The following is a 22,350-nucleotide window of genomic DNA, read 5'->3' as shown; positions in this document are numbered from 1 at the left end:
GCCGATCAGCCCTTGTACGCGACCCACTTCCCGTCCTTCAGAATGCTCGGGGTGAGCTGCGGCGAGGCAACGCGACGGGTGGACTGGTCGAAGGTGATCTTGCCGTAGACGACGCTCGGCACATCCTTGACCTTCTTGAAGCCGGCGAGGATGCCCGCGCGGTCGGTGCCGCCGATCTTCGCGGCCTCGACCGCGACGTTCAGCGCGTCGTACGCGCCCGCCTCGAAGCCGGTGACATCGCTCTCCTGCGGGTACTTCTTCTTGAACGCCTTCACGAAGGCCTGCACCTCGGGAGCCGGGTTGGACTGCAGGAACTCAGCGCCGTTGATCGCGCCCTCCGCATCCTTCGTGCCGTCGAACGACTGCTCGTCCTGGCCGCCGTAGAAGGTCTTGTCGTAGCCGATCGCGCGCAGCTGGGTGACGATCTTCGCCGCGTCCGGGCCGTAGCCGATGTGGACGAAGGCGTCCGGCTTGCCCGCGACGGCCTTGGTCAGAGACGGCCGGTAGTCGTCGCTCGTGTCGAGCACGCCCTCGGCGTCGGTGATCTTGAGGCCGACCTTCTTGGCCTCGGCCTTGAAGGCGTCGAACGCAGGGATGCCCCAGTCCGCCGTGTTGAGGTACGTCACGCCGACGGAGTCGATGCCCTGCTTCTTGATGTAGTCGGCGGTCCAGGTGTAGGTCGCGCTCGTGGTGATGGACGTCGACCACTGGTACTGGGTGCCCTTGGCCGTGAAGTCCGGGTTCGAATTGTTGAAGCCGTACTGCACCAGCTTGCCCGCCGTGTAGATCGGGGAGGCCGGGATGGATGCTGCCGACGAGTAGTCGCCGAAGACCAGGCTGACGCTGTCGTCGCCGACGAACTTCTGCGCGACCGCGACGGACTGCTTGGGGTCGGACTGCGAGTCCTCGTACTTCAGCGCCACCGGGTGGCCGTCGATGCCGCCCTTGGCGTTGACCTGCTCGACCGCCAGGTCGAACGCTTCCTTGAACTGCTCGCCGTATTGCGCGTACTGGCCGGTCGTGGCCGCCGAGACACCGAAGTAGACGGTGCTCTTGCCGGACGAGCTGTCGGACGACGCCGCGGAACCGCCGGCGCACGCCGAGAGGCCGACGACGGTGAGCGCCGCAACCGAGGCTACGGCTGTGCTCCGGAGAAATCTGTTCATGGTGTGTCCTTCACATCAGGCTGGACGGATCGGGGGAACGGGTGCACGCCAGACGTTAGAACCGGGTTGCGCGGGAGCGCAGCCCGCGCCGTCACAATCGGTAGCCATGTTTCATCCGCGTCACAAAGTTTGCGAACGGCGCGAGTTTGTGGATGGCTTCGCTACGGTTTTTGACGGTCCGACTCGCGTCAGCGAGTGCGACGCGGCACGCTCTCTCCATGAGCTTCGGACCGGCACGCCCCTTGGAGCAGCTCTATGCCACCCGCTCGAGCATCAAGTGGCGCCGCTACCCGGCCGACGTGCTCCCTGTCTTCGTGGCGGAGATGGACTTCGACGTCGAGCCCTCGATCCTCGACCGCGTCGCCGAAACGCTGCGCCACTCGGACACCGGCTACCTCGACTCCGCCGGCCCCCTCGCTCCGGCGTTCGTGGCTTTCGCCCGCGAGGAGTGGGGCTGGGACGTCGACCCGGAGTGGGTGCACTTGGCCACCGACGTGACCGTCGGCGTTGTGGAGGCGCTACGACTGGCGATCCCCGCCGTGGGTGGGCACGTGGTGTTGACCCCGCCGGTCTATCCGCCGTTCTTCGAGATGGTGCACGAGGCCGATGCCGTCCCCGTCACCGTGCCCCTGCTCGAAGACGAGGGCTGGAGTCTCGACCTCCCCGGCATCGAAGCGGCGTTCGCGGCCGGCGCCGACGCGCTGCTGCTGTGCAACCCGCACAATCCGACCGGGCGATGTCACAGCCGCACGGTCTTGGAGGAGCTCGCTGCCCTCGCCGCCCGTTACGGCGTCTTCGTCGTCAGTGACGAAGTCCACGCCCCCCTCGCCCACCCGGGCACCGTCTTCACACCGTTCGCGCCGATCGCGCGGGCGGCCGGCGCCCCTTCCGTCACGGTCACCTCCGCGAGCAAGGCCTGGAACCTTGCGGGCCTGAAGTGCGCAGTCATCATCGCCGCCGACGAGCGCTCGGCGGCGCTGCTGACCGAGCTGCCCGAGGAGCTGGCGGCCCGCACCAGCATCCTCGGCCTGCACGCCAACCTGGCCGCGCTGTCCTGCCGGCCCTGGCGCGACGATCTGGTCGAGTTGCTCGTGGCCAACGTCGCCCTGCTCGAGGCCGAGCTCGCCATCCACGCCCCCGCCGTCCGCCTCGTCAAGCCGGATGCGGGCTACCTGGCCTGGCTCGACTTCCGGGGCACGGACCTCGGCGACGATCCCGCGCGCGTGCTCATCGACGAAGGACGCGTCGCGCTCAACTCGGGGCTGCCGTTCGGCGAGCCTGGCCGCGGCTTCGCCCGCATCAACCTGGCCTGCAATCCCGAAACCGTCGTCGAAGCGGTGCAACGGATCGCCGCCGGTCTGCGCTCAGCGAACCACAGGGTCAGCCCGCTGCCGCTCTGAGTCCGCGTTCGAGGTCATCGATGATGTCTCGCGGGCTCTCGATCCCAATGGAGAGACGGATCAGTCCGGGCGTGATCCCCGCCTCGAGCTGCTCGTCGGCGCTCAGCTTGGCGTGGATGGTGCTGCCCAGGTGGAGCGCCAGCGTTCGCACGTCGCCGATGTGCGTCATCGGCGAGATCAGCTCCAGAGCATCGATGAAGCGGCGCGCCGCCTCCCGCCCGCCCAGGTCGATCGACACGATCGATCCCGCCCCGTCGGGCAGGTAGCGGCGGGCGCGTTCGTAGTACGGGTTGGTGGGCAGTCCGGGATAGAACACGTGCGTCACTTCGGGCCTCGCCTCCAGCCACTCGGCGACGGCCCGGGCGTTGGCGACGTGACGCTGCATGCGCAGTGACAGCGTCTCAATGCCGTGCAGCAGCAGGAACGTGCTGGTCGGCGGCACGGTCGGGCCGTACTCGAGCACGATCACCGAGCGCACGTAGGCCAGGTACGCGCCCCGCCCGAAGCGGTCGACGAACGAGGCGGCTCCCGGGCGCGGCGCCTGCGTGAGCTGCGGGAACCGAGCCGCCTGGGCACTCCAGCCGAACCGCCCGGCGTCGACGATCGCTCCGCCGATCACGGACGCGTGCCCGGAAAGCCACTTCGAGGTCGAGTGGATGACGACGTCGGCGCCGTCTTCGATCGGCCGCCACAGGTACGGAGTGGGTACCGTGTTGTCGACGATCAGCGGCACCCCCGCCGCGTGCGCCAGTCCGGCGATCCGGGCGATGTCGACCACCTGGCCCAGCGGGTTCGGCAGCGTCTCGGTGTACACCGCCTTCGTCTCCGGCCGGAACCGCGTCGCCCACTCCTCGTCGTCCGCCTCGTCGGGTACGTACTCGAACTCGATGCCCTGCCGCTGCAGCACGCCACGGAACATCTCCCGGGTGCCCTCGTACAGCGACCGGGTAGCGAGGATGTGGTCGCCTGCACCCGCCAGAGCACTCAGCGCCGTGGCGATCGCCGCCTGACCGCTGGCCACTACGATGCCGTCGACGCCGCCCTCCAGGTCGGCGATCCGCTGACCGGCGACCGCGTTCGTGGGGTTCTCGTTGCGCGAGTACGCCCGGTACCCGCTCCGCCCCGCGAACCGCTCCTCGCCGTCGTCGAAAGAATCGAAGACGTACGCGGCCGTCTGATAGATGGGCGTCACCCGCGACTTGGTCTGGGAGTCGACCACCGCCCCCGCGTGGATCTGGCGGGTCTCGAAGTCGAGGGGACGTCGCGTCTCATCGGGCATGCCCGACACCCTAGTGAGAGCGAGGACCCCGCGCCAAGCGGGATGCGGTTCGCGGGTCCTACGCCGTCCCCAGGACCTCGAACCCGGCGGTGAGCAGCGCCGCCTCGCGGGAGGAGGGGCCGACCAGAAGTTCGAAGGCGCCCGCTTCCACTCGACGGGTTCCCGTCGCGTCCACGATCGAGCAGTCCCGCACGGGGAGTTCGAAGCGCACCCGACCCGTCTCGCCCGGTTCCAGTTCGACCTGACGGTAGGCCTTCAGCTCCTTGTCCGTCCAGCTGACGCTCGTGACCGTGTCCCGCACATAGACCTGGACCGTCTCGCGGACCGGTCGCCCGCCGGTGTTGATCACGCTGACCTCGGCGATGATGTCCTCGTGCGCGCCGAGCTGAGTGCGCGCGAGAGTCAGGTCGGCGTACTCCACGCTCGTGTACGACAGTCCCTCTCCGAACGCCCACGCGGGCTCCTGCGTGAGGTCGGCGTACCGGTCGCCGTGCTGCCCACGGATCTGGTTGTAGTACGTCGGCTGCTGGCCGACGTGCCGCGCGAAGGAGATCGGCAGACGCCCGGAGGGCTCGATCCGGCCTGCGAGGATCTCAGCGATCGCCTGACCGCCCAGCATGCCTGGGTTCGCGGCCCAGATCACCGCGGCGGCGGCGGCAACCGACGGCGGCAGGACGAGCGGCTTGGAGGCGAGGAGCACCACGACGACAGGTTTCCCTGTCGCGATCATCGCGTCGAGCAGGGCGATCTGTCCGCCGATCAATTCGAGCGTCGCCGTGGAGCGGCCCTCGCCGACCAGCTCGATCCTGTCACCCACCACGGCGATCACCACGTCGGACGCCTCGGCGGCGGCGACGGCTTCGTCGATCAGGACGGGATTCGGGTCGCACGGCACGACCACGTGGGGTCGCGGCTGCCCGTCGGGGAACGTCGCGCCCTGAGGATCGTCTTCCAGCGTGAGAATGTCGGCGCCCCTGGCGTGGAGGACACTCCAGCCGGGAATTGCACGAAGACCGTCGAGCACGGTGGTGATCATCTCGCGCGGCTGGCCGTCCAGCCATCCTGCCTGGCCCGATCCTCCGGCCCAGTCGCCGAGCTGGCTCTGCGCATCGTCGGCCAGCGGGCCGACGAGCGCGACACGGAGCGGGTCGGATACGAGCGGCGCCGAGTCGAGCGGCGCGGAGTCGAGCGGCAGCGTCCCGTCGTTCTCCAGCAGCACGATCGAACGTCGCGCGATCTCGAGGTTCAGCTCGGCGTGCGCCGCGCTGCCGACCACGGTATCCAGTTCGGCCGCGGGAAGACGGGGATTCTCGAACAGTCCGAGGTCGAACTTCAGCGTCAGGATCCGGGCTACGGCGGCGTCGAAGGCGTCCTCGCTGAGCATCCCCTGCGCGACCGCCTCGAGCGCGCCCTCGTAGAACTTCGGCGTCGTCATGACCATGTCGTTGCCGGCCTTCACCGCGGCGGCCGCGGCGTGCGCATAGTCGGGCTGGATCTTCTGCTCCCAGACCATCCGGCCGACGTTGTCCCAGTCGGTGATGAGCGTTCCCGTGTATCCCCACTCGCCGCGCAGCACCTCGCTGAGCAGCCAGTCGTTTACCGTGATCGGCACGCCGTCGGTGCTCTGGTAGCCGAGCATGAAGGTGCGGCATCCCTCGCGGGCCACTCGCTCGAACGGCGGCAGGAACCAGCTTCGGAGCTTGCGCCTGGAGATGTCGGCTTCGCTCGCGTCGCGGCCGCCCTGCGTCTCCGAGTACCCGGCGAAGTGCTTCGCCGTCGCGAGGATCGCCGTCGGATCGTCGAGCCCATCTCCCTGGTATCCGCGCACCATGGCGCTCGCGAGTTCACCGATGAGGAACGGGTCCTCGCCGAACGTCTCGCTGATCCGTCCCCAGCGGAGGTCGCGCGCGATGCACAGCACTGGCGAGAAGGTCCAGTGCACGCCGGTCACGGCGACCTCTTCGGCAGTGGCGCGGGCGACCCTCGCGATCAGGTCCGCATCCCACGACGCGGCCATGCCGAGCTGGGTCGGGTAGATGGTGGCACCGGGCCAGAACGAGTGCCCGTGGATGCAGTCCTCGCCGACGAGGAGCGGGATCCGGAGCCGGGTCTCGGCTGTGAGCCGATTCGCCTCCAGGATCCGTTCCGGAGAGGTGTGCAGGATGGAGCCGACGTGGCGCCGTAGGATGTGGTCCCGCAGGTCGTCGCGCGCGTCGAGCTGCAGCATCTGCCCGACCTTCTCCTCCACGCTCATCCGTTCGAGGAGATCCGCGACACGTTCGGCTGTCGTCAGCGACGGGTCCTGGTACGGCGGGGTTCCCGATGCCAGAACCGGGGATGCTGATGGCAGAGTCGAGGTCATTCAGTCGTGCTTTCCCGTGGATGTGCGGCCGGAGCGGTCGATTGCGGAGTCGCCCGCACCTGGGTGACGGCGGTGTTGATGTTGATGCCCTTGCGCTTCATCGCCCGAGCTCGCTCGCCGGCCGAGCGCAGACGAGGGTTGACGTATTCGTCGATGCCGAAGTTGATGAGCGACAGCGCCACCCCGAGCAGTGCGATGCACAGACCGGCGGGAACGTACCACCACCAGTAGTCCGGGAACGCGTTGTTCTGCTGCGCCCAGAACAGGATGGTTCCCCAGTTCAGGTTCGACACCGGGATGACGCCGATGAACGCGAGGGTCGTCAGCCCCAGGACGGCGGCCGTCATGGTGCCGACGAAACTCGACGCGATGATCGCCAGGAGGTTCGGGAGCATCTCGACCAGGATGATGCGGTGCAACGGTTCACCGTTCGCCCGCGCGGCCTGGATGAAGTCGCGGTTGCGCAACGACATGGTCTGCGCGCGCAGGACGCGCGCGCCCCAGGCCCAGCCGGTCAGGCCGAGCACGGCGGCGATGAGCCACAGCGGCGGATCCTCGAACTGCGAGGCGACGATGATCATCAGAGGCAGCCCGGGGATGACGAGGAACACGTTCGAGAGGGCCGACAGCGATTCGCTCTTCCAGCCGCGCAGGTAGCCGGCGGTCACTCCGATGACGATCGCGACCACCGTGGCCATGATCGTCGCCAGGAACCCGACGACGAGGACGCCGCGCGTTCCGTAGACGAGCTGGCTGAAGACGTCTTGGCCGATGTGCGTCGTGCCCAGGAGGTGCTTCAGCGAGGGCGGCTGAAGGGTCTCATCCAGATGCTGCGCGTTCGGGTCGTATGGCGCGATCCACGGAGCGAAGATCGCGACGAGCACGAACACCCCCATGATGATCAGGCCGGCCGCGGACTTGCGGTTGCTGAACATCGCGAGCGAGGCTTTCAGCTGCGACCAGAAGGTGACACTGGTGGGCCGCTGCCGGGAGGCGACCGCAACGGCCAGGGTTTCGGGGGCGCCGACGCCGGAGGGCTGGGCGAGCGTCTGGGATTCTTGGGCGGACGTTGTCATGGTCAGGCCTCCGTCTGACGGGTGCGAGGGTCGAGGATGGCGTAGGCGATGTCCGCGAGGATGTTCGCCACCAGCACAGCCAGGACCAGGACGAGGAAGATGCCCTGCATGAGCGCGTAGTCCTTCGCGCTGGTGGCGTTGAGCAGCAGCAAGCCGATGCCGGGGTACGAGAAGACCATCTCCATCACGATCGTGCCGCTGACGATGAAGCCGATGGCCAGGGCGAAGCTCTGAATCTGCGGGAGCACCGCGTTGCGGGCGGCGTAGCGCCAGAGCACGCGTCGATCGGGCATGCCCTTGGCCTGCGCGACCGTGATGTAGTCCTCATCGAGCACCGTGAGCATCATGTTGCGCATCCCGAGGACCCACCCGCCGAGTGAGACGATCACGATGGTGATCATCGGGAGCGCTCCGTGGGAGATGACCTGGGAGATGAAGTCCCCGTTCCATCCCGGCTCCACGCCCAATTCGTAGGCGTGCCCGGCGGGGAACCAGCCGAGCGTCGTCGAGAACACCGCGATCAGGATCAGCCCGACCCAGAAGTACGGCACCGTGCCGAGGAAGGTCGTCACGGGGACGAACACGTCCAGACGCCCGCCGCGCTTCCACCCGATCACGGCTCCCAGGCTCGTCCCGATCAGGAACGAGACCACCGTGGCGAAACCGACGAGCCCGAGCGTCCACGGCAGGGCCGAGGCGATCGCCTCCCCCACCGGTGCCATGCCCGTGGAGATGGAGACGCCCAGATTGCCGTGGAACAGCATGTTCCAGTAGTCGAGGTACTGCTGCCAGAGCGGCACCGACGTGTCCAGGCCGAACATGGCCCGGAGCGCCTTCTCCGCATCCGGGGTCAGCTGTCCCTGGCTTCGCGCCATATACGAGGAGACGGCATCGCCCTTCATCATGCGGGGCAGGAAGAAGTTGATCGTGATCGCCGCCCACAGGGTGAACGCGTAGAACGCCACGCGTCCGCCGATGAAACGCCAGGGCACGCGCCTGCCGCGGCGCTTGGTCCTGGTGGCCAACGTCCCGACCAGGGTCGGGTCGACCAGCGTCGGGTCGACGTGGTCCGTTGTCGTTGCCTCGGCGCTCACAGTGCACCTCCTGAACTCGATGCGGTCATCGCACCGAAGTGCGTCTCGGGGTCGGGGGACGCAGCACGGAGCTCGCGGGTGTACGGGTCCTGCGGGCGGAGGATGACATCGTCCGCCGGTCCGTGCTCGACGATCCTGCCCTGGTTGAGCACGATGATCTCGTCGCTGAAATGCCGCGCCGTCGCCAGGTCGTGGGTGATGTAGAGGACGCCGAGGCCTTCCTGGCTCTGCAATTCGGCGAGCAGATTCAGCACGCCGAGGCGGATCGACACGTCGAGCATCGACACCGGCTCGTCGGCGACCAGCAGCGCTGGGCGGGATGCCAGCGCGCGAGCGATCGCCACGCGCTGACGCTGACCGCCGGACAGCTCGTGCGGACGCCGGTCGATCACGGCATCCGCATCCAGCCGCACTCGCTGCAGCAGGCGCCGCACCTCGTCATCGATCTCCGCGCGCGGAACGACGTCGTCCAGACGCAGGGGTCGCTCGATGTGGTGGCGGATCGAGTGCGAGGGGTTCAGCGAGGCGAACGGATCCTGGAAGACCATCCGGAGCTGCTGGCGATACTTCCGCAGGCGCTTCCCGGATCGCGGGATCGGGCTGCCGTCCAGCAGCACCTCCCCACTGGTGGGGGTCTCGAGCTGCGTGAGGATCTTGGCGATCGTCGACTTGCCGCTGCCCGATTGGCCGACCAGCCCGATGGTCTGGCGCGGGCCGAGGGTGAAGCTGACGTCGTCCAGCGCCTTCAGCTGCCCTGCACCACGCACGTTGTAGATCTTGGTGACGTTCGTGAATTCGAGCGTGGTCATCGTACGACCACCCCTCTCTCGCCGGTGAGGCGCGGAAACGACTGGAGCAGCTTGCGCGTGTACTCATGCTGGGGATTCGTCCAGATCTGCTCCGCTTCGGCGAGCTCGACGATCTCGCCTTCGCGCATGATCGCGATGCGGTCGCTGATTTCCAGAAGCAGCGGGAGGTCGTGGGTGATGAAGACGACGGAGAAGCCGAAGTCGTGGCGGAGCTGGGAGATCTGCTTGAGGATCTCGCGCTGCACGAGCACGTCGAGCGCCGTCGTCGGCTCGTCCATGACCATCAGTTGCGGGCGGAGCGCAAGGGCCATGGCGATCATGACCCGCTGGCGCATGCCGCCCGAGAGCTCGTGGGGGAACGAGCGCCGGCGCTGTGCGCCCACCTTCACGATCTCCAGGAGGTCGATCACCTCAGAGCGACGCTGTGCACGGCTCATCTCCGGTCGGTGGACCAGGAACACGTCCTCCAGCTGCGACCCGATCGTCGCCACCGGATTGAGTGCGTTCATCGCTCCCTGGAAGACCATGGAGACCTTGTCCCAGCGGAAGCGACGCATCTCCTCCGCGTCGAGGGAGTTGATGTCGATGTCGTCGCCGCCTTCGTCGCGGAACACGACGCCGCCGCTGCTGATGACGGCCGGAGGCTTGAGGAGGCGCTGCACTCCGTAGGCGAGGGTGGTCTTCCCGCACCCGCTCTCGCCGGCGAGGCCGACGATTTCACCGCGCTTGATGTCGATGGTGACGTTCTTGACCGCCTCGACCGGCGGATCCACGTCGTACACGACCGAGAAGTCGCGCACAGAGAGAAGGGAGTCTGTCATGGGATGTCGCTTTCACGCCGTCCGCGGACCGCCCGGGGTGGACGCGGGCCGAGAAGCCCTCATCCACCCCGGACGCGCAGGGTGCTTACGTGCTTGCTTACTTGCCAGCCGGCTTGAGGTTCATGATCACCTGAACCGCCGAGGGCTGCGTCGGGTCAGCGGTCGCGTACTGGTTGCTCTCGCTGGGCCAGCCCGTGAACTTCCGGGTGTCGTACTCGGCCAGCTGCGGGTGGGTACCGATCGGGATCGCCGGGACGTCCTCCACGAAGATCTTCTGCAGCTTGTTCAGCGCTGCAGTCCGGGAGGCGTCGTCGGAGGCCTGTGCGTACTCCTTGAGCAGAGCGGTCGCCTCGGGGTTGTTGTACCGTCCGAAGTTGTCCGAGACCTTGCCGTCGGCGGCCTGGTCGATGTAGCTGCTGTTCATGACGTCGTCGTAGATGTGCCACGGGTTCGAGCCGGAGCCGGTCCAGTGCAGGACCGCATCGAAGCTTCCGGAGGCGACGTTGGCGAACCAGGTGTCGGCGTCGGGCGTTGCGACCTTCGCGTCGGCGCCGAGCGTGCTCTTGATCTGCGTTGCGACCAGCTGGATGCCGGTGACGTAGTCGTTCCAGCCCTGCGGGTCCTGCAGGGTGAACGAGACAGGCGAGCCGGACGGGTCGATCAGAGCGCCGTCCTTCCAGGTGTATCCCGCGTCGGTCAGCACCTTCTTGGCGCCGTCCACGTCGATCTTGAACGTCTGGTCCTTGTACTCGGGAGCGATGTACTGGTCGCCGGTCGGCTGGGGGATGCCGGTGACGTTGGTCAGTTCCGGCCCGGCATTGCTGCGCGCCTTCTCGGCGTGCGCCTTCCGGTCGATGACCATGTTGACCGCCTTGCGGAACGCGACGTTGTTGAACGGAGCCTTCGTGGTGTTGACCACGATCATGTCCGGGCTCAGCACGTTGGCACCCCAGAAGACGTTGTGCTTCGGGTCCTTGTCCACGTAGTTCTTCTGGTAATCGGTGATGAAGATCTGCGCCCAGTCCGTCTCACCACTCTGGAGAGCGCGGAGCAGACCCGTGTTGTCGTTGTACTCGAGGTACTTCAGTTCGGCCACCGGCGGCTTGCCGCCCCAGTAGTCGGAGCGGGCCTTGAGAACGACGCCCTGCGACGAGAACGTCTTGATCGTGTACGGGCCGGTGCCGACCGCGTTCTTCACCGCGTCCTTCGTCGGGTCCGCGATGCTCTTCCACTGGTGCTCGGGAACGATGGCGACCTGGAGCACGTCACCCTGCTTGACGAACTTCGACTCGCTGAAGTTCAGCACGACGTTGTCGCCGTCCTTCTTGACGTCTGTCAGCTTGAGGCCGCCCAGGTCGAGGGCCGGGGTGCTCTTGATCAGGTTGTACGTGAACACGATGTCGTCGGCGGTGAACGGTTTGCCGTCGCTCCACTTCACGTTCGCGCGCGGAGTGACCGTCAGCTGCGTGTAGTCGGAGTTCCAATTGACCTTCGAGGCGAGCCACGGGGTCGTCTCGTTCTTGCCGACCGGGTTGACGATCGCCAGGGGCTCGTACAGCATTCGGTCGTAGCCGAGCGACATGCCGGAACCGGTCGTGATGAACGGGTTGTTGATCTGGGTCGCCAGGATGGCCGCGCCATCGGGCTTCGCGACAGTGAGCGAGCCTCCGCTCGAGCTGGTCGCCCCGGACGACCCGTTCGACGCACAACCCGTCAGGGCCAGTGCGCTGATTGCTGCGATCGCGGACACCGTGACGAGCGTTTTTCTAAGCCTCATTGCTTCTCCTTCTGGCGGGCACATCCGTTGTGCCCCGTGGTGCGGGATGTCGGCTGACAGTAACTTGCTTACTGGTTAGAAAGCAAGCTGGGTCAGAGGTTACTGAGTGGTAAGCTCCGTCGCAAGAGGCACGAGACAGAGGATGGACGATGGCCACGACGGGCGGCAGCACCACTCCGCGCCCGGAGACCGAGCGCAAGCGCGAGAAAATCCTTCGGGCGGCGATCGAAACCTTCGGCACCAAGGGGTCCGCCAACGGCACCCTCGCCGACATCGCCGATCAGGTCGGGATGACGCATGCCGGCGTGCTGCACCACTTCGGCTCCAAGCAGAATCTGCTCCTCGAAGTGCTCGAGTTCCGCGACCAGGACGACGTCGCGCACCTCGAGGGCCGTCACATCCCCGGCGGTCCGGCCCTCTTCGCCCACCTGGTCGACACCGCGCTGCGCAACTCGCGGCGGCCAGGCATCGTGCAGGTCTACACGGTGCTCTCGTCAGAAGCGGTGACCGACGAGCACCCGGCGAAGACCTACTTCCAGGATCGTTACCGGACCCTGCGTATCGAGATCGTCGCGGCGTTCCGCGAGCTGTGCGCGCAGGAGAACGTGAGCGACCCCGACACGATCGACAAGGCCGCCGCATCCATTCTCGCCGTCATGGACGGGTTGCAGCTGCAGTGGCTGCTCGACCCCGAGGGCGTCGATCTCGCGAACGCGAGCGAGTTCGCCATCGAGGCGATCGTGAACGGTGTCCTGCACCCGGGACCGACGGTTTCGTCGTACGTCCGCACGACGACCTCCTCTGTCGAGTAAAACGCCGCGAGAACGAGGAAACGGCGGCCCGGTTGGGACCGCCGTCCTCAGTGTTGCTAGCACGTTGTTGCTAGGACTGTGGCCAGGGTGGGACTCGAACCCGCGACACCACGATTATGAGCCGTGTGCTCTAGTTGGCCTTACTGAGCCGCCGAATTCGACCACAGGATCCGCGGAATCTCGCGGATTACAAGGTCGCCAAGATCACCGTAATCACAATGACCCTCGAGCAGATGTGGGCAAAATGTGGGCAAGCTTCGCCGTCCCATATCGATCCCGCGAATGACGGGTCGGAGGTCGTGAGCGATCTCGCCGATCGCATCCGCGCCGAGTTCCTCACCTGGATCGATCTCGCAGACCTGTAGGCACCAACCAGGAACACCCACGAGCGGTAACACGCCGGTCCTCATCCTTCTCCGCGTGGCCGCTACCCGGCTTTCGGTGACCAATCCGCTCCCGAGCTGCTGTACTTCCCAGTCGCGATAGGAACCGGCTTGACCGTCGGAGCAGACGGGATCGACATCAACCTTGATGGGCACACCCTGGCCGGCAGCGACACCAGCCCCAGCGTCGGCGTCGACATAGGCAGCCACTCGGGCACAGCAATCCACGACGGGACGGTCCGTGGGTTCGCGGCCGGCGCCTCCCTCAACGGTGCGCACAGCAGCACCATCAGCCGGACGGTGTTCATCAACCCGGTCGTCGTCGGCATCCAACTAGTCAACTCGGATCACAACACCATCCGCAGCACCCGGGTGACACGGGACGATACGGGGGACCCGGACTACGCCGGATTGCTGCTGTTCCACTCCGACTACAACGTGATTACCCTCAACAACCTGACACGTAACGGCGACGGCGTCTCCCTCGACGCAGCAAGCCACAACACAATCGTCGGAAACACGTCCTCGGACAGCGGCTCCGGGATAGCGCTCGTGAACAACTCCACCAACAACACCCTCACCGCCAACCGCACCGACCGGAACTTCGACTCCGGCATCCTCCTGGACCAGCACGCCGACGCCAACCGAATCGCACTCAACACGGCTGCCAGCAACGGCTTCGGCGGCGTCGTCGTCGGCGCCTCCGACCACAACTCGGTCCTCCTCAACACCACGAATCAGAACGCCGGATCCGGTGTAGTCATTACCGACAACGCTCAAGGCACGACCGTCCAAGGGAACCGAGCGAACGGCAACGGGTTCACCCCTCCCGGATGCACCCCCGACTGCCCGCTCCTCAACGACGGCATCCACATCGACGCAGCACCCACAATCGTCCGGCTGAACTTCGCCGACGGAAACGCCGACCTCGGCATCGACGCGGCACGAGGAGTCATCGACCGCGGCGGCAACGAAGCGCACGGGAACATGAACCCGCTGCGATGCGTGAACGTCCTCTGCCGACGCTGACCCGCAGGTAGAGACGATACTGCCGGTCCTGTTAGTTCCCGCTTCGGTGACGGATCTAGGTCGGGCTGCAGTAGTCGCCTAGCTGTCCGACACCCAGGTGCGCGTTCGTCGCTGCAGAGTGTGGATAAGGGGGTTGGTGTCCAGCGGATCCGTGATCAATTCGTCGACCTGGTCCAGCCCTATGATCGGGTAGCGGGAGATCGCCCCGATCTTGTCCTGGCTCGCGCGCTGCGGCCGTGATGCGAAGTCAACTCTACCGGAGGACCTCACAGCCCCGGCTTCCGGCCGACATTGTTTGATTGCGCGCTGCCCGTGCGCAGCTTGGTCGGTACCGCGAGCGCCATACCCAGGTAGGCATCCACCGCTTCTGATGCGGTCGCTTCGTCCAAGTACACGCCGATCACCTCGGGGAAGATGTCGCCTGGAAGGACGACAACCCAAACGTCAACATCCATGGACTCAGTCAAGTCGACATACGCTGTCGCGTGTACCCGTTGACGAACAAGAAAAGGGGGATACCCCACCGGCGACCCGAGCCGATACCGTCGCAGACCCGGCGACGTGGTCGTCGTGCAGTTCTTCGATGAACTTCTTGGGCCTATCTCTCATCCCGCTCGCGGCTTCCCGGACACGGTGGACTCACCGACGGGCTGGTGGAAGTATCTGTCTCTACGAGCTGCCAGAAGGGATCGCGCAGATGACGTCGGAAGACACCCCCCATCAGGAGCGGCGAAGGAACCCTGTGATGGTCCTGCTCGTTGCCGAATTGGTCGCGTTGGTGATCCTTTTATTTGTCTTTGTGTTTACAGTCAACGCTTCTGTCACGTATTTCGGCGCTGCAACCGGGTGGGTCGTGCTGCTGAGCTTTCTGGTCGCGGCTGTGGCGCTGGCCCTCTTGTTCACATTGGTGGTCGTCCGAACACGCCGAAGAGTGTGGGTGAGGGTGCGGGATCTGGCGCAGCGCTTTCCCGGCGCGGAGGTAATTCCGGCCTACTGGAGCGCAGCACTTCTGCAGCCGTCGTTCGTCCCGGGCCCTTGGCTCCGCGGTGTTGGCTCTCGGGGATTCCCGGTAACACTTGTCCAAACGGACGAAGGTGTCGCCTTCTGGCGAAGCAAGGGCGACTCACCGCTGGCCAGTATCCCGGTCAATCTCATCCAAGAGGTAACAGCAATCACGGTTAGAGCGCCTATTGGAGGGCGGCAACTGCCTGCCATACAGATGGATCTGCGTCAGCCGACAGAGCGAGTTCTGGAGCGAGTCCAGCTTTTCCCGACGGACAATGTGGGCACTGATTTGCGCGATCCTGCACTCGTACAGCGGGTGGCAGCGAGTCTTCACGGCTCGAGCAGCCACTCGGGCCTGCCAGACTCCCTCTGATCTTCTTCAGCAGGTGAGACAGATGGGATTTCATACTGCACGCTGATCGATCGGCGACTGTAGCGTCCCAAGCCCGAACGAACTATTCGGGCCACCCTGTTGCCACGAGCGCCAGGATCCGCCCATCGGCTACCGGATAGTGACGAATTGCTCGAGCACCACCAGGGACGTGTCGGTTAGCTCGAAATCCTCTCCGAGTTCGGCGCGCATGGCCGCCGCGGTCCAATAACGGGTGTGACCTTCGCGCCAGTCCGACACCGAAGAGAATCCCTCACCCTCGGCAAGCGCGTGTTCCAGCGGAACGTCTTGGAGGATGACGATCTCGACTGCCGTGATCTCAATCACGGCCAACCGGTGTCCGTTTGAGTCGCCGACTGCGCCTCGGTCTCGAACAGCAGGCAGAGCCTCAGCACCGACCTCGTACTGGCGCAGGAGCGAACTTGTGGAGGTCTTTGCTACGACTGGATGGCAGTGATCAAGAGTCACGCAGCGGGCCGGGAAGGGCGAGTTCGATGGAGGTGCTCGTCATCCATCGCAACAGTTAAGCAGGTTCTGGTCTGCCGCGAGCCGATCCGCTTTCGCTCTCTGCCTATCAGTTCACGGGCCGTGCCATGCTTCCTCTCATGCATCCAGCGCGCGTCGTCGCACTCAGCTTGGCCGGCCTTTCGTTCGCTGCGATCATCGCTGGCTTGATTTATGGCGCAATGACCCCGAGCCCGCAGGACGAAGCTGGAGGGTGGACGATTGGCATGATCGCAGCGGTCTGCGCCGTCGGCGCCGCCATTTCTGCTCTCATTTGGTGGCGCTCGCGAAAATCGCCGCCGAGATAGCGCCCCGGCTTGCGCGGGTTGTGAAGGCGTCTCAGCGAAGGTTTGGCGTGTCTGCAACCTCATCGGTAACAGGCAGTCTCGGTATATCGTCCCCATACCAATAGACCTCAAGCGAAGAGATCAAGCCAGATTTGACCCACAGCATTAAGCCACCTCGTTCGCGCGACGCCAAGGTGAAGTACTTGTCTGAGGGCTCGTAGATTCCATTTCGGTCGGAAGCGGAGTGACACCCTTCCCCGGCTCGATCTCGAAGCTTTGATCACCCGAACCCCAGTAATCAAGGAACTTGGCTGCGTCGACTTGTACTCGCGCGAGTCTCGCTGTCCAATCCTCGCCAGCGGTGAGAAAGCGAAGGAGTATTCGCTCCTCGTCTGTGAAGTCACGGGACACACGGGCATCGTAGGAGGCGGTTCCTCTCCGGTCGTCTCGGATCAGCGGTCGGATTCGATCGCGAAGGTGTTGCCGTCTGGGTCTTGGAACCAGGCGATCCGCCCGCCGCCGGCTCTTTCGGTGATGCCTCGCGCGTCGTGCTCGAGTCGGTAGTAGCGGGCGAATCGCACGCCGGCCGCGGTGAGTTCGTCGACGATCGCGTCGAGGTCGTCGACGTACCAGGTCGCCATCGTCGCCTCGGACTTTCCCGCGGTGGCCGACTGGAACACGTTGAGGGCCACCTCGCTGCCGGAGCGATAGACGCGGCTCCCGTCGGCGATGTTCGCGCTCGGTCCGGAGTGCACCAACGGCAAGCCGAGCTTCCCCTCGTAGAACTCGACGGCCTTTCCGATGTCGGACACGGCGATGGAGGTGCGCACCGGAAAATCACTGAGCGGCATGGTGAGTGTTTACTCCCCCGGCCCCCACGAGGCAATGGCAACGTGCGGCAGGAGTGTCAGCGCTCGCTCGCTCGGCGGTAGGTCAGCAGGAGGCAGCCTCCCGAGCGCTCGCACGCCACTAGTTCGAGGGCGCGCAGCGGTGCATCGTCGGAGAATAGGCGCTTGCCGTGTCCGGCTAGCGTCGGGGCGACGACGAGCCGGAGTTCGTCCACCAGGTCGGCCTCAAGAAGGGCGCGGGCGAGGCTCAGGCTGCCGTGGACGCCGATGTCTCCGCCCGGTCGTGCCTTTAGTTCGCTCACGAGGCCGGCCGGCGGTTCCGTGACCTGCGTCGCCCTCGACCAGCCCAGCTGCAAGGGTCGGGATGAGAAGACCAGCTTGGGCGTGGAGTTGATGAAGCCTGCGAATGGCTCGACGTCGGCGGTCGGCCAGTACGGCGCCCACTTCTCGTAGGTCCGCCGGCCGAGAAGGATGGTGTCCTGGGTGGCGATGGTGTCGCTGAGGAAGCCGCCGAGCCCGTCTCCTGTGTCGCGGAGCCATTTCCCCTCGCCAGGATCGTCTGCGAACCCATCGAGGGACATCAGTTCGTAGAGCACGACCCGCCGCGTGCTGTCTGAGTGGGTCTGCAGTTCCGGTTCTTCCATGGGTACCTCCTCCGATCGTGCCGCCCTCTGCGGCTTCGATCGGACGCTACCGGTCGGTATCCGCCTCCGTCTTGTACAGCAACGACAACGGCCGCGCCTCTCCTGCTGCCGTCGCCAGCTCGGTCGCTGACCGCCCGACGAAGCGGCGGAGGGCATGGGCGAGATGCGGCTGGTCGAAGTAGCCCAGTTCGTGGGCGACCATCGACGGAGAGTCACCTGCCTGCAGGCGCACCGCCGCATGCGCGGCGCGCTGGATCTGACGGCGAGTGCGGTGCGGAAGCCCCGTCGCCGCTAGGGTGCGCCGCTGCCGCGTTCGCTCGCTCGCAGCCGCGTCACGTCGCGGGTCCGCCCGGGACACGACCCCGTGACGTGCGAGACCGAGAACCACATCCTCGGCGGTCTCGAACCGCGGGAACCGTACCCGTGTCCCTCCCAACCAGAACGAGCGTCCGTCCCCGGGCAGCGGCGCGAACCTGTCGACGAGCTCCGGCACAGGAAGCTCAGGGAGGAAGGCGCCCAGGGTCAGGCGCACGCCCAGGAACTCCGCCTGGGCCGGAACCGGAGCCTCCGACGCTCGTGACTCGGGTCCCTGAATGCCGGCGTGCATTCCGTCGGCGTCCTCCCAGAACACCAGATCCCAGTGGATGCGGGCAATCGACGTCATCGCCGTCGTGTCGGTACTGCGGCTGCGCCAGACCCGCTCCACCCACGCGGACTCGGACGGCCGGTGCTCAAATTCGAGGGTCATGCGCGCCCTCCTTGGTATCCCGGCGACGGTCAACAAGGTGTCACAACGGCTGGCAATTCTGCAACGTTCGCCGAGCTACGCCGCGGGACTCCAGGCTCATACGGATAGCGGACCTTACGACCGTTTGGGGGCGGGCTGATCGTTTCCTGGGTGTTTTTCGCGGTCCTCCGGGCGGTTGTCATAGACCGCCAGCCGTCGTGCGGACTAACCGATTCAGGGCCGTCCCCATCCGCGCGATGGACCACGAAGGTTGCCTCAGTGTGATCGCCGTTCCGCCCGAGGAACGTGGCCGGATAGGCATGCGGAAGTTCGTACGAGGCCTGCACCTGCCCTCGGCGCGCAACTCGCTCCACGGCACCGTGACCGGCCGGAAGGAACTGCTCTTGGTCGGCGACGCGAGCGACGAGACCTGTACGACCGCGAACCGTACGTCGGGGTGGCCATGGAGCGGCGCACCAACTTCTTCGGCCACAAACTCACCGCCGGGAAGTAGGCGAGGGGCGATTCAGCGGGTCGCCCGGCCAGAGGCTGATGTCACTCTTTGCGACCCTTGCGGACGGCACGCTGTGGCAGTAAGGACACTGTCGGCGGCATCTAACCGGACTTGTATGGAGATGCCTTACGGCTGCCCGAGTGCACGCGGCGCATCAGAAGCGCAGCGCGGTTACCCATGATCTGCATCAATGCGCCGGGCCGGCCTACGTCGCCCACACAATCTCCACGCGAGTCGGGTCTAGAACGCGTGCACCCCTCGGGCGCGGTTGGATGACCACAGAGCTTAGGATCGTCCGTGCGACTTCTCGTTGCCGAGCCAGTGGGAGCCGTTGCCACGCTGACATCTGAGCCGCATCCTCACTGGCCCAGCCATTAAACAAGCGGGTGCCGGCAACCCCGTCAAGACGTTTCAACGCCCTGGTGTGGCGGACATCGCCTGCCTTACGAGCTGCCAAAAATTCGGCGCGAGTAATCTCCCCCGCCCCCAGCATCGTTGCAAGGTCAAGCATTGCCTGATGCGCGCGCACGACTTCTCCCAGCTGCTCGGCATGTTGGCCGGGATCTGCTCGGGCAACGAGGAGAGGCCCGATCTCGGGTGACTCCAGCCGGAGCACGATGGCCGGGGCGATGAAGTCTTCGAGCATGGAAGCGTTGATGGAGAGCTGCCCACATCCGCTGGATCCTGGTGATCTCGTGCACGTGTAGCGGCGCACGCCCCGTGGCGATGTAGTTACTAGGGTGTTGCCGCAGCGGCCGCACCGGAGCAGGCCGCTGAGAAGGTACAAGTGCGGCGGCCGCCGCTCGACGTGCCTAGAAGCGAACGTGGCGAGCACCGTCTCGTGCTCCTCAGCAGTGATAACTCCCGGCCACACCGCAGGCCCCACCGTTATTCCGTGGTGGTCACGCAGCCCGGCGATGCGTCCACTAATCAAGATCGGACGCAGGGTGCGGACACTCCATGACCTCGCCACCCCGGATGTCGGGATTTCCTTCTCATTCATCCAGCGGGTCAACGAGTTCAAGGACTCGCCAGCGAGGTAGCGGGAGACGACTTCCCGGATAATTGCCGCTTCGCCGTCCCGAATGGTGACCCGGTCAGATTCGTATCCGAACGGTCGATTGGCCCCACCGTTGGGTTTACCCATTTGTGCGTTTTGCAGCATCTTGCGACGGATCCGGGCTGACTTCCGTCCCGACTCCGCCGCCGCCATGGCACTGGTGATCCGGGCAATCAGCAGCCCGTTGTCGTTTTCCAGCCCAACATCCCCGGTAACCGTGGTGACATCCACGCCCGCAACGGTGCACACGTCGATGAAGTGCTCTAATTCGACCGGCCGCCTTGTGAGCCGGTCCAAGTGATACACCAGAACCGCGTCGATGCGCCGCTCGACAATATCTCCCACCATTCGCTCGTACGCGGGGCGCGGTTTCCCCGAATAGGCGGATACATCGTTGTCGACGTACTCGCCGGCGATCACCCAGTCCCGGTCGCGGGCTAACCGGCGACAGTCCTCAAGTTGACGTTGCACACCCAACCCTTCCCCCGTTTGGTCGGAGGAGATCCGCGCGTAGATCGCTGCGGCAGTCATCTTTGTCATGGCCGCACGGTAAGCGACCGCCATCCACGGAACATCGGTCCCTGCGAGCACGGCAGCCCCCCGTGACCCTGGCGCGCGGCACATGTCTTGTCTATCGCGGGCGACGCGCCCGGTCGTAGAGTCCAGCCACCCCCGACCGAGGCAGCTGATGCGCGAGATAGTCGCCATCCTGGTCTCCCCAGACCCGGACGGTGAAGCAGAAATCGTCACCCTTCAATCGCCGGACGCCTTCGACGTGCCGCCGATCGTGATCCGCCGACCCATCGACGCCCCCGACGGGGCCATCTTAGAAGTCTGGGAGCGCTGCAGCATCGCCGATAATCACACGGCGATGTACCGCCTGGCTCGCATCGAGCCACGTCGCTGACGCGCTGCGAAATCGGACCTTCCCGCAGGCGGCCCGTCGGGTGCACCATATGCCCACCGCTGGAACTAGGGTGCGGTGCACCCGCCGGCGGGGAAGGGGGACCTAATGGCTGATGACGTGGACTACCTCCACCCGCCCCACCCGCCACGGTTGAGGGAGCACATCGGTTTGATCCGGTGGGTGCATGAGTCCGATGGCGTCTGGGTGAGTGAAACCGTCACCGGACAGTTCGCCGGCGGCGATTCACACCGATGGGTGGTGCGGCTCTACTCCGGGGAGGAACTGGAGTACGACCTCGGCTGCTGGTCAGTGTTCCAACCACACTTGTGAGGAACGGGGGCCATCCGCACTAAGAACACTCGGCGCCCCCGTTCGCCCTGAACGGCTCGGGATAGACGACCGCCTTCCGAACGCAAACCCGTCGAGCCATCGCCTCGAACGTCACACTGTTGCAGATCACGGATCGCCGCTGGCCTCGGGTTCGGCTCTCACCGTCATCCCTTGGCCTTGGCTGGCGGAGTCCAGCAAGGCCTCGACCCATTCGCGATTCAGGGTGGGATGCCGGGAACCCGTGTAGTGGAAATGCAGCGGAACCCCGTTATCAACCCAGACTGTGTGTCGCCCGCTGCCCATCTCATGCTGCACGGGCCAGGTGAGGAAGAAGTTCTCCCGGCGCCGTAGCTTGGTGCTGATGGCGATCTGCAGGTGAAACAGGGTTCGGTCTTCGAGCTCGTAGCTCTTGCCGTCGTACTCCAGCGTTCCCACGTCGGCCTCTTCCGGTCCAATTTCGGCAACTCCTGCCGGAAGGATAAGGCTCTCGAGGCAATGTGGCGCTAGCGCGCTCGATGCTCGCTGCCGTCAACGACGCATCCACGCCCGGTCACTCCTCCTCACCCTGATCGAGGCTGACCTGCGTCGAGGGCCGAAAGCCACCGTTCGGGCCAGTGTCAAGGGCCTCACCTGCCCCCACTCCGAGAGCACGCTCGGAGCATGCGCAGAATCACCTATGCCGGCACGTGATTCGATACCGGCGACGACATCGCAGACAGCATCCTGGAGTACTCCAAGGCGTTGGCCCACAACAACACCGCCCACACCATCAGCGTCCCCGGCAGAAGCTGCACCGGAGACGTCTGGATGGTGGAAGTCATCATCGGGCCTGCCAGCCAGATCGTGGCCGCCCCAATTGCGTCGTGCACCGGTGAAGACCAATTCGATGACGCAGCGGTGGTCACCCAGCTGAGACAGAAGACCGCTCACTTGCAGCCGCGGCGCCCGCTCACAGAGCCGCATCCGGAAACCGCTCACACACACCTGGAATAAGTCGGGCCCCAAACACAGGCCTATTCACCTCAGGCCTGGAACCTTCCATGGGACCCGCGCGCATACCAGCTGCTGCGGTTACTGACTGGATGGAGCCGCGAGCGGCACCCTGCATATTGAGGTTGTCCGCCT

The 22,350-nt window shown here is 65.6% G+C and carries 22 protein-coding genes and 1 tRNA gene; 7 read left to right on the top strand and 16 right to left on the bottom strand.

Features of this window, described 5'->3' with window-relative positions; genetic code table 11:
* Positions 1 to 5: 5 nt before the first annotated feature.
* Positions 6 to 1,166, bottom strand: coding sequence for an ABC transporter substrate-binding protein (locus AB4Z18_RS13950; protein ID WP_441783330.1), 1,161 nt, complete (start codon positions 1,164 to 1,166; stop codon positions 6 to 8).
* Between the two features lie 218 nt (positions 1,167 to 1,384).
* Here AB4Z18_RS13950 and AB4Z18_RS13945 point away from each other — a divergent pair, with 218 nt between their 5' ends.
* Positions 1,385 to 2,566 carry a MalY/PatB family protein gene (locus tag AB4Z18_RS13945; protein WP_441783329.1) on the top strand — a complete coding sequence of 394 codons (1,182 nt, stop codon included), beginning with the start codon at positions 1,385 to 1,387 and terminating at the stop codon, positions 2,564 to 2,566.
* Here the strand turns inward: AB4Z18_RS13945 and AB4Z18_RS13940 are convergent.
* The 7 genes from AB4Z18_RS13940 to AB4Z18_RS13910 all read right to left on the bottom strand — a co-directional run bounded on the left by AB4Z18_RS13940 (position 2,547) and on the right by AB4Z18_RS13910 (position 11,784).
* Positions 2,547 to 3,845, bottom strand: coding sequence for an O-acetylhomoserine aminocarboxypropyltransferase/cysteine synthase family protein (locus AB4Z18_RS13940; RefSeq protein WP_441783328.1), 1,299 nt, complete (start codon positions 3,843 to 3,845; stop codon positions 2,547 to 2,549). The two genes, AB4Z18_RS13945 and AB4Z18_RS13940, sit on opposite strands and share 20 nt — an antisense overlap.
* Before the next feature lie 58 nt (positions 3,846 to 3,903).
* On the bottom strand, positions 3,904 to 6,207 hold the full coding sequence (locus tag AB4Z18_RS13935) for a glycoside hydrolase family 3 N-terminal domain-containing protein (protein WP_441783327.1): 2,304 nt from the start codon (positions 6,205 to 6,207) through the stop codon (positions 3,904 to 3,906).
* A complete protein-coding gene (locus tag AB4Z18_RS13930) occupies positions 6,204 to 7,283 on the bottom strand; it encodes an ABC transporter permease (protein ID WP_441783326.1) in 1,080 nt (359 codons plus the stop codon). The genes AB4Z18_RS13935 and AB4Z18_RS13930 overlap by 4 nt, the downstream gene beginning before the upstream one ends.
* A gap of 2 nt (positions 7,284 to 7,285) precedes the next feature.
* Entirely contained in the window at positions 7,286 to 8,377 is a 1,092-nt protein-coding gene (locus tag AB4Z18_RS13925) for an ABC transporter permease (protein ID WP_441783325.1), read from the bottom strand.
* Positions 8,374 to 9,186: an ABC transporter ATP-binding protein gene (locus AB4Z18_RS13920; protein WP_441783324.1), complete on the bottom strand. Its 813-nt coding sequence runs from the start codon at positions 9,184 to 9,186 to the stop codon at positions 8,374 to 8,376. The genes AB4Z18_RS13925 and AB4Z18_RS13920 overlap by 4 nt, the downstream gene beginning before the upstream one ends.
* Positions 9,183 to 10,007 carry an ABC transporter ATP-binding protein gene (locus AB4Z18_RS13915; protein WP_441783323.1) on the bottom strand — a complete coding sequence of 275 codons (825 nt, stop codon included), beginning with the start codon at positions 10,005 to 10,007 and terminating at the stop codon, positions 9,183 to 9,185. Before AB4Z18_RS13915 ends, AB4Z18_RS13920 begins: the two co-directional genes overlap by 4 nt.
* A 97-nt stretch (positions 10,008 to 10,104) precedes the next feature.
* Positions 10,105 to 11,784: an ABC transporter substrate-binding protein gene (locus AB4Z18_RS13910; protein WP_441783322.1), complete on the bottom strand. Its 1,680-nt coding sequence runs from the start codon at positions 11,782 to 11,784 to the stop codon at positions 10,105 to 10,107.
* 149 nt (positions 11,785 to 11,933) lie between these two features.
* Between AB4Z18_RS13910 and AB4Z18_RS13905 the strand changes: the two genes are divergently transcribed.
* The gene (locus AB4Z18_RS13905; RefSeq protein ID WP_441783321.1) at positions 11,934 to 12,596 is read left to right on the top strand and encodes a TetR/AcrR family transcriptional regulator; all 663 of its coding nucleotides are present in this window, start codon (positions 11,934 to 11,936) and stop codon (positions 12,594 to 12,596) included.
* Positions 12,597 to 12,675: 79 nt separating this feature from the next.
* Here AB4Z18_RS13905 and AB4Z18_RS13900 read toward each other — a convergent pair.
* Positions 12,676 to 12,749 (bottom strand) — tRNA-Met (locus AB4Z18_RS13900).
* A gap of 65 nt (positions 12,750 to 12,814) precedes the next feature.
* Here AB4Z18_RS13900 and AB4Z18_RS13895 point away from each other — a divergent pair.
* Positions 12,815 to 12,961 carry a hypothetical protein gene (locus AB4Z18_RS13895; RefSeq protein WP_441783320.1) on the top strand — a complete coding sequence of 49 codons (147 nt, stop codon included), beginning with the start codon at positions 12,815 to 12,817 and terminating at the stop codon, positions 12,959 to 12,961.
* A gap of 129 nt (positions 12,962 to 13,090) precedes the next feature.
* Complete coding sequence (locus tag AB4Z18_RS13890; RefSeq protein WP_441783319.1) at positions 13,091 to 14,008, top strand: NosD domain-containing protein; 918 nt, start codon at positions 13,091 to 13,093, stop codon at positions 14,006 to 14,008.
* A 266-nt stretch (positions 14,009 to 14,274) separates the two neighbouring features.
* On the opposite strand, the gene AB4Z18_RS13885 is transcribed toward AB4Z18_RS13890, so the two are convergent.
* Positions 14,275 to 14,463: a hypothetical protein gene (locus AB4Z18_RS13885; protein WP_441783318.1), complete on the bottom strand. Its 189-nt coding sequence runs from the start codon at positions 14,461 to 14,463 to the stop codon at positions 14,275 to 14,277.
* Between the two features lie 290 nt (positions 14,464 to 14,753).
* Between AB4Z18_RS13885 and AB4Z18_RS13880 the strand changes: the two genes are divergently transcribed.
* A complete protein-coding gene (locus AB4Z18_RS13880; protein ID WP_441783317.1) occupies positions 14,754 to 15,386 on the top strand; it encodes a hypothetical protein in 633 nt (210 codons plus the stop codon).
* Between the two features lie 129 nt (positions 15,387 to 15,515).
* Here AB4Z18_RS13880 and AB4Z18_RS13875 read toward each other — a convergent pair whose 3' ends face one another.
* From AB4Z18_RS13875 to AB4Z18_RS13855, 5 genes are all read right to left on the bottom strand, one after another.
* On the bottom strand, positions 15,516 to 15,872 hold the full coding sequence (locus AB4Z18_RS13875; RefSeq protein ID WP_441783316.1) for an ASCH domain-containing protein: 357 nt from the start codon (positions 15,870 to 15,872) through the stop codon (positions 15,516 to 15,518).
* 775 nt (positions 15,873 to 16,647) lie between these two features.
* The gene (locus AB4Z18_RS13870; protein WP_441783315.1) at positions 16,648 to 17,046 is read right to left on the bottom strand and encodes a VOC family protein; all 399 of its coding nucleotides are present in this window, start codon (positions 17,044 to 17,046) and stop codon (positions 16,648 to 16,650) included.
* Positions 17,047 to 17,102: 56 nt separating this feature from the next.
* Positions 17,103 to 17,687, bottom strand: a complete 585-nt coding sequence (locus tag AB4Z18_RS13865; protein WP_441783314.1) for a dihydrofolate reductase family protein — start codon at positions 17,685 to 17,687, stop codon at positions 17,103 to 17,105.
* A gap of 46 nt (positions 17,688 to 17,733) precedes the next feature.
* Positions 17,734 to 18,435 carry a helix-turn-helix domain-containing protein gene (locus AB4Z18_RS13860; protein ID WP_441783313.1) on the bottom strand — a complete coding sequence of 234 codons (702 nt, stop codon included), beginning with the start codon at positions 18,433 to 18,435 and terminating at the stop codon, positions 17,734 to 17,736.
* A 698-nt stretch (positions 18,436 to 19,133) separates the two neighbouring features.
* Positions 19,134 to 20,528 carry a recombinase family protein gene (locus AB4Z18_RS13855; RefSeq protein ID WP_441783312.1) on the bottom strand — a complete coding sequence of 465 codons (1,395 nt, stop codon included), beginning with the start codon at positions 20,526 to 20,528 and terminating at the stop codon, positions 19,134 to 19,136.
* Between the two features lie 148 nt (positions 20,529 to 20,676).
* Here AB4Z18_RS13855 and AB4Z18_RS13850 point away from each other — a divergent pair, with 148 nt between their 5' ends.
* Together AB4Z18_RS13850 and AB4Z18_RS13845 are read left to right on the top strand one after the other, a co-directional pair.
* On the top strand, positions 20,677 to 20,895 hold the full coding sequence (locus tag AB4Z18_RS13850) for a hypothetical protein (protein ID WP_441783311.1): 219 nt from the start codon (positions 20,677 to 20,679) through the stop codon (positions 20,893 to 20,895).
* A gap of 105 nt (positions 20,896 to 21,000) precedes the next feature.
* Entirely contained in the window at positions 21,001 to 21,225 is a 225-nt protein-coding gene (locus AB4Z18_RS13845; protein ID WP_441783310.1) for a hypothetical protein, read from the top strand.
* A 126-nt stretch (positions 21,226 to 21,351) separates the two neighbouring features.
* Here AB4Z18_RS13845 and AB4Z18_RS13840 read toward each other — a convergent pair whose 3' ends face one another.
* Positions 21,352 to 21,660 (bottom strand): DUF7882 family protein, encoded by a 309-nt coding sequence (locus AB4Z18_RS13840; RefSeq protein WP_441783309.1) that lies wholly within the window; start codon positions 21,658 to 21,660, stop codon positions 21,352 to 21,354.
* Positions 21,661 to 22,350 lie beyond the last annotated feature (690 nt).

It is taken from the genome of Leifsonia sp. 2TAF2 (assembly GCF_052115085.1).
Classification (GTDB): domain Bacteria; phylum Actinomycetota; class Actinomycetes; order Actinomycetales; family Microbacteriaceae; genus Leifsonia.
The sequence above is the reverse complement of the archived record's forward strand: the minus strand, read 5'-3'. Positions and strand labels throughout refer to the sequence as shown.